This is a genomic window from Escherichia sp. MOD1-EC6021, assembly GCF_002965245.1.
Taxonomy (GTDB): Bacteria; Pseudomonadota; Gammaproteobacteria; order Enterobacterales; family Enterobacteriaceae; genus Escherichia; species Escherichia coli_F.
This window is the reverse complement of sequence record NZ_PTRU01000007.1, coordinates 89,361-102,747: the sequence shown is the minus strand read 5'-3', so window position 1 is coordinate 102,747 and position 13,387 is coordinate 89,361. Positions and strand designations below refer to the sequence as shown.

Below are 13,387 nucleotides of genomic sequence, written 5' to 3'. Positions count from 1 at the left end.
TTCAAATTCAATCTCGTGAAAACGATTGCAAGAACGTTTTCATTTCGTTTCTTGCATTGTCCACATAATAAAAAAGACTAAATTATTAAGGAGATAGTCATGATCAATATAGATCTCAGAGGTTTGACCCCGGCACCGGTTACCCCTTTCAATCGTGATGGTAGTATTGATTTTGATGCTATCCAGCGTCTGGGAAGCTGGCTGGGTAGTATTGACGGCGTTAAAGGGTTAGTTGTACTTGGTCATGCTGGTGAAGGTACTTTCCTGACACAAGATGAACAGGCCGCTGTGATCCGTGCTTTCGTAAAATCCGTAGATGGCAAGCTGCCTATCATTGCCGGTATCACCGGTGAAGGGACTGACGTCGCTGCTAAAGAAGCCAAACGTGCCGTGGAAGCTGGTGCTTCAGCAGGCCTGTTATATCCTTCTCATGGATGGTTGCGTTTCGGCTACCAGGACGGCGCACCACAAGATCGCTACCGCGTTGTCTATGAAGAAAGCGGCCTGCCCTTGATCCTGTTTCAGTATCCTGATGTGACTAAAGCAACCTATAATCTGCAAACACTGCTGGATATTTCCGCACAACCCGGTGTTTTTGCTATGAAAAATGGTGTACGCAATATGCGTCGTTGGGATACAGAGATCCCGGTTATCCGCCGCGAGCGTCCGGAATTACAGATCCTCAGTTGCCATGATGAATATCTGGTACACACTGCTTTTGACGTAGATGGTTTCCTTGTCGGCTATGGCAATATTGCGCCAGAACCGCTCATCGAGATGATCAAAGCAGGTAAAGCTGGCGATTATAAAAAAGCACGCGCGATACATGACCGTCTGCTGCCAGTAACGAAGTGCGTATATCATCGCGGTTCCCATATGGAAGGAACCGTCGCCCTGAAACACGCGCTGGTTGCTCGCGGTATTCTCGAACATGCTACTGTTCGTTCACCGCTATTACCGCTGGAGCATGGTGCCGAAGAAGAAATTCATGCTGCTATGCGTGCAGCTGACCTGCCGCGCGTTAAATAACTCCGGCAACAGAAAAGAAAGCAGTATTCTAAATCACTACTCCTGATGGTTATTGCTTTCTTTCACTTAATGCCACATTAACGACGACAGCCACCTTTACATACAATCATAAGGTGGCTCATTCTCTTCATCAGCCTATTGTCGCGCCGGGCTATTTTGAATAACTCAGATGTAATAATGATGAGATTGTTAGAATCCAGGCCATAGTACAACGTCTCAGAAGCCAGAAGGTAAGTAATGCCCTGGTCATGGCATGAATTGAAGGAACATCATGAAACTGCTCAGTTTTTCTGTAGATAACGAAGAAAAGTATGGTGCCATCGTATCCGATGGAATTATTGACTTGCATAAATTATTTCCCGAACTTCCCGACCTGAAATCATTCGTTGCCAGTCAACATTCATTAGACATCGCTTTGTTTGCAGGTAAAAAAGCCGATTACCATCAGGGCGAAGTGACTTTTCTGCCCGTAATTACTCGACCAAATAAAATCATCTGCGCAGGTATGAACTACCGGGAAAAATGTGCAGAATTTAATGAAAAAGGTGGCGATCCGACGCTATTTATCCGTTTTGCTGATACTCAGACGGGCCACCGTTGTGGGTTAATAAAACCGACCCTGAGTAATGAATTTGATTATGAAGGCGAACTGGCGGTAATTATAGGTCGCCAGGGTTCTCACATTCCTGCTGATGAAGCATTTAACTATATTGCCGGGTATAGCTGTTATATGGATGGTTCCGTTCGTGACTGGCAGCACAGCTGGTTTACTGCCGGTAAAAATTGGCCTGCAACAGGTGGATTCGGGCCATGGATGGTTACGCCAGATGAAATTCCTGACCCTCAAAATCTGAATATTATCACCCGTCTTAACGGCAAGGAAGTGCAGAATGATAATACACATAGCATGCTGCACTCTATTAAGGATTTGATTGCCTATATCAGTACTTTCACCACCTTATCGCCCGGTGACGTGATATTAACAGGCTCTCCGGGTGGGGTCGGTAAAAAACGCTCTCCACCGCTCTTCTTGTGGCCTGGTGATATTGTTGAAGTTGAGATTTCAAGAATTGGTTGCCTGATAAATCACATTATAAGCGACAACGAAGAGTATCCGGTCACTTTACAATCAGAACTCGATAACGCCTGCTGATTATAAAGTTAACGAAAAATTCGGATAGATAGCCTGGCACTTTAGAAATTAACATTAAGTGGTAGGCAATCCTTTCAAGGAGTATGCGTGATGATCTTGCTGCAATTTATTATCGTTTTATTTTTCCTGTTTTTAGGAATGCGTATTGGCGGCATTGGTGTCGGATTTGCTGGTGGGGCAGGTGTCATCGCCTTGTGCGCCCTTGGTGCAACACCCGGCGATTTACCGATGCTGGTGATCGTTTTTATTATGGTTGTCATCATTGCAATTGCTGCAATGCAAGAAGCGGGTGGGATTGACTATCTGGTTGGTTTAACCGAAAAAATGCTTCGCCGCTACCCTCGCCTGCTGGTAATAACTGCACCTCTGTCTACATGGCTATTAACCATGATGGCCAGTACCGGTCAGGTGTCATTTGCCTGTATGCCGGTTATTGTGGGTGTCGCGAAGGAAAATCAACTTCGTCCCACCCGGGCGTTGGCGCTTTCGGTTACCGCTTCATTGTTAGGTATTGTTGCCTCGCCTATCTCTGCCGCCGTTATTTTCTTTTCAGGCATCCTGGAAAAAAATCACCAGGGATGGGGATATTTGCAACTCATTGCCGTTTCTATACCGGCTACTTTATTAGCGTTGATTTGTACTTCGCTTTTTTACCTGTTCTGGGACAAACTTCGCCAGAATGATCAATTACCCGTACATATGGCTGTAACGAAAAAATCTCTGTCTGCGCCTGTGGTACAGGGAGCTCGTCGCTCAGTACTAATATTTATTTTTGGCCTAGTTGTAGTACTTTTTTACGCCATCATTGCCAGTCCGAAAACAGGCGTTATCATACATCCCGTTTTAAATAGTGGACAGGTCCGTATTTCAGTAATGATGGCTGTAGCACTCGCCATTGTTATGTTTTGCCGGGTAAATGTGAATAACATTCCTGCGACATCAGTTTTTAAAACAGGGATGACGTCATGCATCTGTATTTTAGGTGTCGCCTGGCTCGGTTCTACATTCATGGATAGTAACCAGGTGTGGTTTCAAAGCATGATTTCCGGATATTTATTAGATTCACCATTGTTGCTGGCAATTATTATTATGCTGGCGTCATGTTTTCTATATTCTCAGGCGGCCTCCACCAAAATACTTTTTCCTATTGCATTAAGTATGGGTATCGCCCCTGCCACTCTGGTCGCCTGCTTTCCAGCAACGGCTTCTCTTTTTATTTTACCTAACTACCCCACATTATTAGCCGCCGTGACTCTTGATGATACGGGGTCAACGAAATTAGGAAATCGAATAATCGATCATCCGTTTATTGTTCCTGGTTTAATGGCAACCGTGTTATCGATACTCTTCGCCGCGGGATTCGCATTGTTTATTTAAAATGTATATGGCAGGAGTCAATATCATCAGACTCATAGTTCACATAAAACAAACTGCAGCATCATCAACATCACTCAGGTATTAAAAATCCCCAACCAGCCTGTTGGGGATAAATATGTATTTTTCAATGTCCCGAGTAGCTACCGGGCAGATATCAATCTGAGGCTGTGGCTAACGCACACTGGCGGTAACCACCTGAACCAAAAGAAATCTTAGAACGGAATGTCGTCATCAAAATCCATCGGCGGCTCGTTAGACGGCGCTGCCGGGGCGGACTGCTGCGGGCGAGACTGCGCGCCGCCGCTGAACTGATTGCCACCCTGCGGCTGCTGAGGCTGACCCCAACCGCCCTGCGGCTGACCACCACCGATATTACCACCTGCCGGAGCGCCACCACCCTGACGACCACCCAGCATCTGCATGGTGCCGCCAACGTTCACCACGACTTCTGTGGTGTAGCGATCCTGACCGGATTGATCGGTCCATTTGCGGGTACGCAGCTGACCTTCGATATAAACCTGAGAACCTTTACGCAGATATTCGCTGGCTACTTCTGCCAGTTTGCCGAACAGCACAACGCGGTGCCATTCAGTCTGCTCTTTCATCTCGCCGGTCGCTTTATCACGCCAGGATTCGGAAGTAGCCAGCGTAATGTTGGCAACTGCGCCACCATTTGGCATGTAGCGTACTTCCGGGTCCTGACCCAGATTACCAACGAGAATAACCTTGTTTACGCCTCTGCTGGCCATGTTCGTGTCTCCTGAAAAAAAATCGTTCTGAATAAGTGTAAACGCGCGATTGTACCATTACCAATAGCGCTTTTACTATGTTGTGACCTCGGTTCAGGGAAACAAACCTGGCCAGACATTGTTACACAACACTCCGGGTAATGCATTCCAATACTGTATATTCATTCAGGTCAATTTGTGTCATAATTAACCGTTTGTGATCGCCGGTAGCACCATGCCACCGGGCAAAAAAGCGTTTAATCCGGGAAAGGTGAATGGATAAGATCGAAGTTCGGGGCGCCCGCACCCATAATCTCAAAAACATCAACCTCGTTATCCCCCGCGACAAGCTCATTGTCGTGACCGGGCTTTCGGGTTCTGGCAAATCCTCGCTCGCTTTCGACACCTTATATGCCGAAGGGCAGCGCCGTTACGTTGAATCCCTTTCCGCCTACGCGCGGCAGTTTCTGTCACTGATGGAAAAGCCGGACGTCGATCATATTGAGGGGCTTTCTCCTGCCATCTCGATTGAGCAGAAATCGACGTCTCATAACCCGCGTTCTACGGTGGGGACAATCACCGAAATCCACGACTATTTGCGTTTGTTGTTCGCCCGCGTCGGTGAGCCTCGCTGCCCGGACCACGATGTACCGCTGGCGGCGCAAACCGTCAGCCAGATGGTGGATAACGTGCTGTCGCAGCCGGAAGGTAAACGCCTGATGCTGCTCGCGCCAATCATTAAAGAGCGCAAAGGCGAACACACCAAAACGCTGGAAAATCTGGCAAGCCAGGGTTACATCCGTGCTCGTATTGATGGCGAAGTCTGCGATCTTTCCGATCCGCCGAAACTGGAACTGCAAAAGAAACATACCATTGAAGTGGTGGTTGATCGCTTCAAGGTGCGTGACGATCTCACCCAACGTCTGGCAGAGTCGTTTGAAACCGCGCTGGAGCTTTCCGGTGGTACCGCGGTAGTTGCCGATATGGACGATCCAAAAGCGGAAGAGCTGCTATTTTCCGCCAACTTCGCCTGCCCAATTTGCGGCTACAGTATGCGTGAACTGGAACCACGCCTGTTTTCGTTTAACAACCCGGCGGGTGCCTGCCCGACCTGTGACGGCCTTGGCGTACAGCAATATTTCGATCCTGACCGCGTGATCCAGAATCCGGAACTGTCGCTGGCAGGTGGTGCGATCCGAGGCTGGGATCGCCGCAACTTCTATTACTTCCAGATGCTGAAATCGCTGGCAGATCACTATAAGTTCGACGTCGAAGCGCCGTGGGGCAGCCTGAGCGCGAATGTGCATAAAGTGGTGTTGTACGGTTCTGGCAAAGAAAACATTGAATTCAAATACATGAACGATCGTGGCGATACCTCCATTCGTCGTCATCCGTTCGAAGGCGTGCTGCACAATATGGAGCGCCGTTATAAAGAGACGGAATCCAGTGCGGTACGCGAAGAATTAGCCAAGTTTATCAGCAATCGCCCGTGCGCCAGCTGCGAAGGAACGCGTCTGCGTCGGGAAGCGCGCCATGTGTATGTCGAGAATACGCCGCTGCCTGCTATCTCCGACATGAGCATCGGTCATGCGATGGAATTCTTCAACAATCTCAAACTCGCAGGTCAACGAGCGAAGATTGCGGAAAAAATTCTTAAGGAGATTGGCGATCGCCTGAAATTCCTCGTTAACGTCGGCCTGAATTACCTGACACTTTCCCGCTCGGCAGAAACGCTTTCTGGCGGTGAAGCCCAGCGTATCCGTCTGGCGAGCCAGATTGGTGCGGGCCTGGTTGGCGTTATGTACGTGCTCGATGAGCCGTCTATCGGCCTGCACCAGCGCGATAACGAGCGCCTGCTGGGTACGCTTATCCATCTGCGCGATCTCGGTAATACCGTGATTGTGGTGGAGCACGACGAAGACGCAATTCGCGCCGCTGACCATGTGATCGATATCGGTCCAGGTGCGGGTGTACACGGCGGTGAAGTGGTCGCGGAAGGTCCACTGGAAGCGATTATGGCGGTGCCTGAATCGTTGACCGGGCAGTACATGAGCGGTAAACGCAAGATTGAAGTGCCAAAGAAACGCGTTCCGGCGAATCCGGAAAAAGTGCTGAAGCTGACAGGCGCACGCGGTAATAACCTGAAAGACGTGACGCTCACGCTGCCAGTCGGTCTGTTTACCTGCATCACAGGGGTTTCAGGTTCCGGTAAATCGACACTGATTAACGACACACTGTTCCCGATTGCCCAACGCCAGTTGAATGGGGCGACCATCGCCGAACCGGCACCTTATCGCGATATTCAGGGGCTGGAGCATTTCGATAAAGTGATCGATATCGACCAAAGCCCAATTGGTCGTACTCCGCGTTCTAACCCGGCGACCTATACCGGCGTGTTTACGCCTGTGCGCGAACTGTTTGCGGGCGTACCGGAATCCCGTGCGCGCGGTTATACACCAGGACGATTCAGCTTTAACGTTCGCGGCGGACGCTGCGAAGCCTGTCAGGGCGACGGCGTGATCAAAGTGGAGATGCACTTCCTGCCGGACATTTACGTACCGTGCGACCAGTGCAAAGGTAAACGCTATAACCGTGAAACGCTGGAGATTAAGTACAAAGGCAAAACCATCCACGAAGTGCTGGATATGACCATCGAAGAGGCGCGTGAGTTCTTTGATGCCGTACCTGCACTGGCGCGTAAGCTGCAAACGTTGATGGACGTTGGTCTGACGTACATTCGCCTGGGGCAGTCCGCAACCACACTTTCTGGTGGTGAAGCCCAGCGCGTGAAGCTGGCGCGTGAGCTGTCAAAACGCGGCACCGGGCAGACGCTGTATATTCTTGATGAGCCGACCACCGGTCTGCACTTCGCCGATATTCAGCAACTGCTCGACGTACTGCATAAACTGCGCGATCAGGGCAACACCATTGTGGTGATTGAGCACAATCTCGACGTGATCAAAACCGCTGACTGGATTGTCGACCTGGGACCGGAAGGCGGCAGTGGCGGCGGCGAGATCCTCGTCTCCGGTACACCAGAAACCGTCGCGGAGTGCGAAGCTTCGCATACGGCGCGCTTCCTTAAACCGATGCTGTAATCGCAAAGGCCGCTTTCTGAGCGGCCTTTTCCTTTCAGAGTTGCACCAGCAATTTACGTTTTTCTTCCGGCAGTAAATTCACCGCCTGCTGATAAGACGCATCCACCAGATAATAGATTTGCGAATCCGGTAGCGATCCGTCGAGATACACGGTGCTCCAGTGCGCTTTATTCAGATGGCGGCTTGGACGCACATCGCTGTGCTGCTGACGTAGCAGCTCCGCCAGCTCCGGGCTGGTTTTCAGCGAAACAGCTGGGCGATTTTCTACTTCTTTCACCATCGCAAACAGTACATCTTCCACTTTGATCTGCGTCGCTTTCCAGTCGTTATGCACGCTCTGTTCTGCGCCTGGTTTTGCCATGCAATATTGTAGCAACTCCGAAATGGTCATTTTTTACTCCCCTTGTAGTGTCGCGATGATGCGACGCGATCCGCCGTGGATGCGATGTTCCCCCAGCCAGATGCCTTGCCAGATGCCGGTCTGAATACGCCCTTTATGCACCGGCAATACAAGCGATGTTCCCAGCATTGAGGATTTGATATGAGAAGGCATATCGTCGGCCCCCTCATAGTCATGCTCATAATTTCCGTTATCGGGAACGGTGCGGAGGAAAAAACGCTCCATGTCGTGGCGTACGGTGGGATCGCAGTTCTCATTAAGTGTCAGAGAGGCGGAGGTATGTTGCAGCAACAGATGCAGTAAACCGATGTTAACGCGCGGCATATCAGCCAGCTGATGCAGTATTTCATCCGTTACCAGATGAAATCCACGAGATTTGGCGCTAAGCGTGAGCGTCTTTTGATACCACATGTGCTGCTCCTTGATAAAACTCTCTTAATCAGTTTGCAGCAAGACAGCGAAAGGATAAAGGTGTGATTAAAAAAACAGCATTCGGGAGAGTGTCACGCTCTCCCGCTCTGTCAGTATTCTGAATTGACGATCACCTCTTCACCAAACGCACCCGCTTGTGGCAAGGGTTTGTAGGTAGAGTTGGAGGCACGTAGAATGCGGATACCACGAGCACCGACTTCGCGTGCGGCGGTAATATCGTTATCGGAATCGCCATAAAAAATTCGGATATTTTTATCCTGTAGCCATTGCGATTTTGTATTTTGACCTGGTTTATCGCCTGCAAAAATTACCGGATTCATGTTGGTGGCAGGAATGTGAAAATTATCCGCCAGCGTTTTTGACACCGTTTCTGTTTTCGTCGGGCTACGACCAGTCACAAAGAAGATCGCGTCACCGCGGCGTACATGCATATCAATCAGCTGACGAGCAACCTCTTTTGGAATGCTGAATTCATCCCAGCCATTGTTCATTTTTTCCCAGAACACAGGATTTTTCAGATAATCTTCACTTTCTGGCGAGAAGGTTTTTTTGCCGCGCCAGAATCCCGGACTGGAAAAAAGCACCGTGTCATCAATATCAAACCCCACCGCCATTGGTGGACGCCCTGCGAGGCTATTTTCTATTTGTGTGACTGAAACCCAATGAACAGGAGCCTGCTCTGCAAGTCTGGCAACGTTAGTACCAGGATTAAGCGGTGAAGGTGACGAGGCAAGGGCAACAGCGGAACTGTTTAGAGCGAACAATAAGCAAACGGCACTCAAAGCCTGTGTGATCTTGCGCATATTTTTCCCTAAATAGTCAGTCTATTGAAACGTTTTATTATGAGATTTGTTGCAAAAACCATCTGACCATAACGCCAGCTGCCAGGGAATAAAAGGGTTATCTACGGCTTTTGTTAAGAAAGGGAGCAGGATCACATGCGATCAGACTATGTTTGTTGTATTTAATAACTTAATGGCTCTCTATTGTGTAAAAATATTCGGATATAAAAACTTCTATTTTCTCAGTAGGAAATATCGCTTATCAGAACCCATTCCTTTGTACGATTAGCCGAAAAAATACGTATACCCACTTATTGATGATTGAGCAGGCGGCTGTTCATCCGCCTGCCAACGACATTACATCACCGCAGCAAACGCCTTTGCCACACGTTGTACATTTGCCGTATTTAACCCGGCAACACACATGCGACCGCTGGCGATGAGATAGACCCCAAACTCTTCACGTAGTCGGTCAACCTGAGCAGCACTTAAACCGGTATAACTGAACATACCGCGCTGATTAAGCAGATAATCGAAATTGCGCTCTGGCATCTCTGTGCTCAATACGTTCACCAGTTCCTGACGCATCGCCAGAATGCGAGTACGCATCTCTTCTACTTCCGCCAGCCAGCTGGCTTTCAATGCCTCGTCATTCAGCACCGCCGCCACCACCTGCGCACCAAAATTCGGCGGGCTGGAGTAGTTGCGGCGAACTGTTGCTTTCAATTGCCCCAGTACGCGGCCTGCGGCTTCGGCATCTTCACACAGCACAGAAAGTCCGCCGACGCGCTCGCCGTAAAGGGAGAAAATTTTCGAGAACGAATTGCTCACCAGAGCGGGTAATCCAGCGCTGGCAATGGCGCGAATGGCGTAGGCATCCTCTTCCATACCGGCACCAAATCCTTGATAGGCAATATCAAGAAATGGGATAAGCTCGCGGGCTTTGAGAATTTCAATCACCGCATCCCACTGGTCATTGGTGAGATCGGCACCGGTTGGGTTGTGGCAGCATGGATGCAGCAACACAATACTGCGGGCAGGTAATGTTTCCAGCGTCGCTAACAGGTCATTAAAACGCACGCCGTTGGTTGCTTTGTCGTACCAGGGGTAAGTACTCACTTCGAAACCAGCCCCGGCGAATATTGCTACGTGGTTTTCCCAGGTGGGATCGCTGACCCATACGCCTGATTCCGGGAAGTAACGCTTCAGGAAGTCAGCGCCCACTTTCAATGCCCCTGAGCCGCCAAGGGTTTGAATGGTTGCTACGCGCTGTTGTTGCATTACCGGATGGTCCGCACCAAACAGCAGCGGCGCAATGGCATGGCGATAGCTATTAAGCCCTTCCATCGGTAAATAAAGCGAAGCGCCATGAGGCTGCGCATTCAGGCGCGCTTCCGCATCCGCCACGGCTTTCAGTTGGGGAATAATTCCGTCTTCGTTGTAGTACAGACCGATACTTAAATTCACTTTGTCGCTGCGAGGGTCTTCTTTGAAACGCTCCATAAGCGTAAGAATCGGGTCGCCAGCGTAGGCGTCAACTTTTTGAAACACGCGATGGTTCTCCAGGTTTACGGGCAGGTGGTTAAACCACAATAAACCGGAAGGTGGGGAAGATCGAGAGGATGTTCAGGGGTGAACGACAATTAGCAACAAAAAGTGACCAATGACAAACGCACATTCGCCAGAGGCACGACCTTTATAACAGCATGAAATAATATCAATTTATTGAATTAGTAAGATTTTATTAGCCGGATAGGCATTCATACCACATCCGGCACAGATAATCAGATATTACAGAACGATTAATCCACGTATTTCATCGCGACCCTTGAAGTCAGGCGCGTGATAAGTTCGTAAGCGCTCACTTTCGTCATTTCAGCGATACGTTCTACGGGCAAACCTTCGCCCCATAAAATGACCGGGTCCCCGGCTTTATCCTGCGCCTGTGGACCTAAGTCGACGCAGATCATATCCATCGCGACTCGCCCGACAATCGGCACTTCGCGACCGTTCACCAGCACTGGCGTACCGGACGGCGCGGCGCGCGGATAACCATCACCATAACCCATCGCGACTACGCCCAGGCGGGTATCACGTTCGCTTACCCAGGTTCCACCATAACCGACAGGCTCTCCGGCTTTATGCTCACGCACGGCAATCAGGCTGGAGGTTAGTGACATCACTGGCTGACAGCCAAAATCGGCACCGGTGGAGCGATCTTCCAGCGGCGAGACGCCATAAAGAATGATGCCCGGGCGCACCCAGTCAAAATGCGACTGTGGCCACAGCAGAATGCCCCCCGACGCGGCAATGGAACGTTGACCAGGTTTGCCTTCACAAAAGGTATTAAAGATATCGAGTTGTTTCTCGGTTGCACCGCATTTTGGCTCATCCGCGCGCGCAAAATGGCTGACAATATTCACCGGCTGACGAACGTTTTTGCACCGCGTCAGACGATGATAAAACGCCTCAGCCTGTTCCGGCCTTACACCCAGACGGTGCATACCAGTATCGAGTTTCATCCAGACGGTAACCGGCTCGTCCAGGCTGGCCTCTTCCAGCGCAGCAAGCTGTTCTTCGTTATGCACGGCGGTATGAAAATGCTGCGCAGAAATCGTCGGTAAATCTCTGGCATCAAAGAAGCCTTCGAGTAACAGTACAGGTTTGGTGATTCCCCCCGCACGCAGTCGCAGAGCTTCTTCGAGACGGGCGACGCCAAAGGCGTCAGCATCGGGGAGCGTTCGCGCGGTCTCAAGAAGACCGTGACCATAAGCGTTCGCTTTCACCACCGCAACCATTTTACTGGCAGGTGCCAGTTCACGAAGACGTTGCAGGTTGTGTCGCAGAGCGCGGCGGTTAATCACAACAGTTGCCGCTTGCATTTGTGTTCCTTGATAAGTGTTTGCTTTAATTACCTAATTCATAAAATAATTATTATTCGTCGTCGTACTGCGGCCCCGCATAGTTGTCGAAGCGTGACCACTGACCATTAAAGGTCAAACGTACCGTACCGATAGGGCCGTTACGTTGTTTACCGATAATAATTTCCGCGATGCCTTTTAAATCACTATTCTCGTGATAAACCTCATCACGGTAAATAAACATGATCAAGTCCGCATCCTGCTCGATAGAACCAGATTCACGCAGGTCGGAGTTGACCGGGCGTTTGTCGGCACGTTGTTCCAGAGAACGGTTCAACTGGGACAGCGCCACCACCGGCACGTTCAGTTCTTTCGCCAGTGCTTTCAGCGAGCGGGAGATTTCTGCAATTTCCAGCGTACGGTTATCGGAAAGCGCCGGTACGCGCATCAGTTGCAGGTAGTCGATCATGATAAGCCCAATGCCGCCATGTTCTCGGGCAATTCTCCGCGCGCGGGAGCGCACTTCCGTTGGTGTCAGGCCGGAGGAATCATCAATATAGATATTGCGTTTTTCGAGCAAAATACCCATGGTGCCGGAAATACGCGCCCAGTCTTCATCATCCAGCTGCCCGGTACGGATTTTAGTCTGGTCAACACGCGACAGCGACGCCAGAGAACGCATCATAATCTGTTCTGATGGCATCTCAAGAGAGAAGATAAGTACCGGTTTATCCTGCAACATCGCCGCGTTTTCGACGAGGTTCATCGCAAATGTCGTTTTACCCATCGACGGACGCGCGGCGACGATGATCAAATCCGACGGCTGCAAACCAGCGGTTTTTTTGTTGAGATCGTCATAACCGGTGTTTACCCCGGTAACGCCATCGTGTGGCTGCTGAAACAGCTGCTCAATACGCGCCACGGTTGCGTCGAGCACATCGGCGATGTTCTTCGGCCCTTCGTCTTTGTTTGCACGACTTTCGGCAATTTTAAAGACGCGGGATTCAGCCAGGTCCAACAGGTCTTCGCTGGTTCGCCCCTGCGGATCAAAACCGGCTTCGGCAATCTCATTCGCGACAGAGATCATTTCACGGACAACGGCACGTTCACGCACGATGTCCGCATAGGCACTGATGTTCGCCGCACTTGGCGTATTTTTTGACAACTCTGCCAGGTAAGCAAAACCACCAACGCTGTCGAGTTGTCCCTGACGTTCCAGCGATTCCGCAAGGGTAATCAGATCGATAGGACTACCGCTTTCCTGCAAACGCGCCATTTCGGTAAAGATATGACGGTGTGGTCGGGTGTAAAAATCGTCTGCCACCACACGCTCGGCTACATCGTCCCAGCGTTCGTTATCCAGCATTAAACCGCCCAACACCGACTGCTCCGCTTCGATCGAGTGCGGAGGCACTTTCAGCCCGGCAACTTGTGGATCGCGTTCGCGGGGTTCAGCCTGCTGTTTGTTGAAGGGTTTATTTCCTGCCATAGTGAATGGAGTTACCGAGATAAAGAATGGGTCGAAAC

General features: G+C 50.3%; 11 protein-coding genes. 4 read left to right on the top strand and 7 right to left on the bottom strand.

The window, feature by feature from the left end:
- Positions 1–99: 99 nt before the first annotated feature.
- The 3 genes from BEB54_RS10495 (at position 100) to BEB54_RS10485 (ending at position 3,559) form a co-directional block, all read left to right on the top strand.
- Positions 100–1,029, top strand: coding sequence for a dihydrodipicolinate synthase family protein (locus tag BEB54_RS10495; protein WP_000607107.1), 930 nt, complete (start codon positions 100–102; stop codon positions 1,027–1,029).
- Positions 1,030–1,300: 271 nt separating this feature from the next.
- On the top strand, positions 1,301–2,182 hold the full coding sequence (locus tag BEB54_RS10490; protein ID WP_000771876.1) for a fumarylacetoacetate hydrolase family protein: 882 nt from the start codon (positions 1,301–1,303) through the stop codon (positions 2,180–2,182).
- A 90-nt stretch (positions 2,183–2,272) separates the two neighbouring features.
- Positions 2,273–3,559 (top strand): anaerobic C4-dicarboxylate transporter family protein, encoded by a 1,287-nt coding sequence (locus tag BEB54_RS10485; RefSeq protein WP_000602043.1) that lies wholly within the window; start codon positions 2,273–2,275, stop codon positions 3,557–3,559.
- Between the two features lie 212 nt (positions 3,560–3,771).
- Here the strand turns inward: BEB54_RS10485 and ssb1 are convergent, their stop codons facing one another.
- Positions 3,772–4,308: a single-stranded DNA-binding protein SSB1 gene (gene ssb1 / locus BEB54_RS10480; protein WP_000168305.1), complete on the bottom strand. Its 537-nt coding sequence runs from the start codon at positions 4,306–4,308 to the stop codon at positions 3,772–3,774.
- A 254-nt stretch (positions 4,309–4,562) separates the two neighbouring features.
- On the opposite strand from ssb1, the gene uvrA reads away from it, so the two are divergent.
- Positions 4,563–7,385: an excinuclease ABC subunit UvrA gene (uvrA, locus tag BEB54_RS10470; protein ID WP_000357740.1), complete on the top strand. Its 2,823-nt coding sequence runs from the start codon at positions 4,563–4,565 to the stop codon at positions 7,383–7,385.
- Between the two features lie 34 nt (positions 7,386–7,419).
- Here the strand turns inward: uvrA and BEB54_RS10465 are convergent, their stop codons facing one another.
- The 6 genes from BEB54_RS10465 to dnaB form a co-directional block, all read right to left on the bottom strand.
- Positions 7,420–7,776, bottom strand: coding sequence for an MmcQ/YjbR family DNA-binding protein (locus BEB54_RS10465; protein WP_000155657.1), 357 nt, complete (start codon positions 7,774–7,776; stop codon positions 7,420–7,422).
- A 3-nt stretch (positions 7,777–7,779) separates the two neighbouring features.
- A complete protein-coding gene (locus BEB54_RS10460) occupies positions 7,780–8,196 on the bottom strand; it encodes a secondary thiamine-phosphate synthase enzyme YjbQ (protein WP_105277330.1) in 417 nt (138 codons plus the stop codon).
- A 110-nt stretch (positions 8,197–8,306) separates the two neighbouring features.
- Positions 8,307–9,020, bottom strand: a complete 714-nt coding sequence (aphA, locus tag BEB54_RS10455; protein WP_001353538.1) for an acid phosphatase AphA — start codon at positions 9,018–9,020, stop codon at positions 8,307–8,309.
- A gap of 336 nt (positions 9,021–9,356) precedes the next feature.
- Positions 9,357–10,550, bottom strand: coding sequence for an aromatic amino acid transaminase (tyrB, locus tag BEB54_RS10445; protein WP_105277329.1), 1,194 nt, complete (start codon positions 10,548–10,550; stop codon positions 9,357–9,359).
- Between the two features lie 251 nt (positions 10,551–10,801).
- Positions 10,802–11,881: an alanine racemase gene (alr, locus tag BEB54_RS10440; protein ID WP_105277328.1), complete on the bottom strand. Its 1,080-nt coding sequence runs from the start codon at positions 11,879–11,881 to the stop codon at positions 10,802–10,804.
- Between the two features lie 52 nt (positions 11,882–11,933).
- Entirely contained in the window at positions 11,934–13,349 is a 1,416-nt protein-coding gene (dnaB, locus tag BEB54_RS10435) for a replicative DNA helicase (protein WP_000918363.1), read from the bottom strand.
- Positions 13,350–13,387 lie beyond the last annotated feature (38 nt).

Bases quoted from the DNA above. Each gene is read 5' to 3' on its own strand.
- BEB54_RS10495 (WP_000607107.1), top strand. From the start codon at position 100: ATGATCAATATAGATCTCAGAGGTTTGACCCCGGCACCGGTTACCCCT.
- BEB54_RS10490 (WP_000771876.1), top strand. From the start codon at position 1,301: ATGAAACTGCTCAGTTTTTCTGTAGATAACGAAGAAAAGTATGGTGCC.
- BEB54_RS10485 (WP_000602043.1), top strand. From the start codon at position 2,273: ATGATCTTGCTGCAATTTATTATCGTTTTATTTTTCCTGTTTTTAGGA.
- ssb1 (WP_000168305.1), bottom strand. From the start codon at position 4,308: ATGGCCAGCAGAGGCGTAAACAAGGTTATTCTCGTTGGTAATCTGGGT.
- uvrA (WP_000357740.1), top strand. From the start codon at position 4,563: ATGGATAAGATCGAAGTTCGGGGCGCCCGCACCCATAATCTCAAAAAC.
- BEB54_RS10465 (WP_000155657.1), bottom strand. From the start codon at position 7,776: ATGACCATTTCGGAGTTGCTACAATATTGCATGGCAAAACCAGGCGCA.
- BEB54_RS10460 (WP_105277330.1), bottom strand. From the start codon at position 8,196: ATGTGGTATCAAAAGACGCTCACGCTTAGCGCCAAATCTCGTGGATTT.
- aphA (WP_001353538.1), bottom strand. From the start codon at position 9,020: ATGCGCAAGATCACACAGGCTTTGAGTGCCGTTTGCTTATTGTTCGCT.
- alr (WP_105277328.1), bottom strand. From the start codon at position 11,881: ATGCAAGCGGCAACTGTTGTGATTAACCGCCGCGCTCTGCGACACAAC.
- dnaB (WP_000918363.1), bottom strand. From the start codon at position 13,349: ATGGCAGGAAATAAACCCTTCAACAAACAGCAGGCTGAACCCCGCGAA.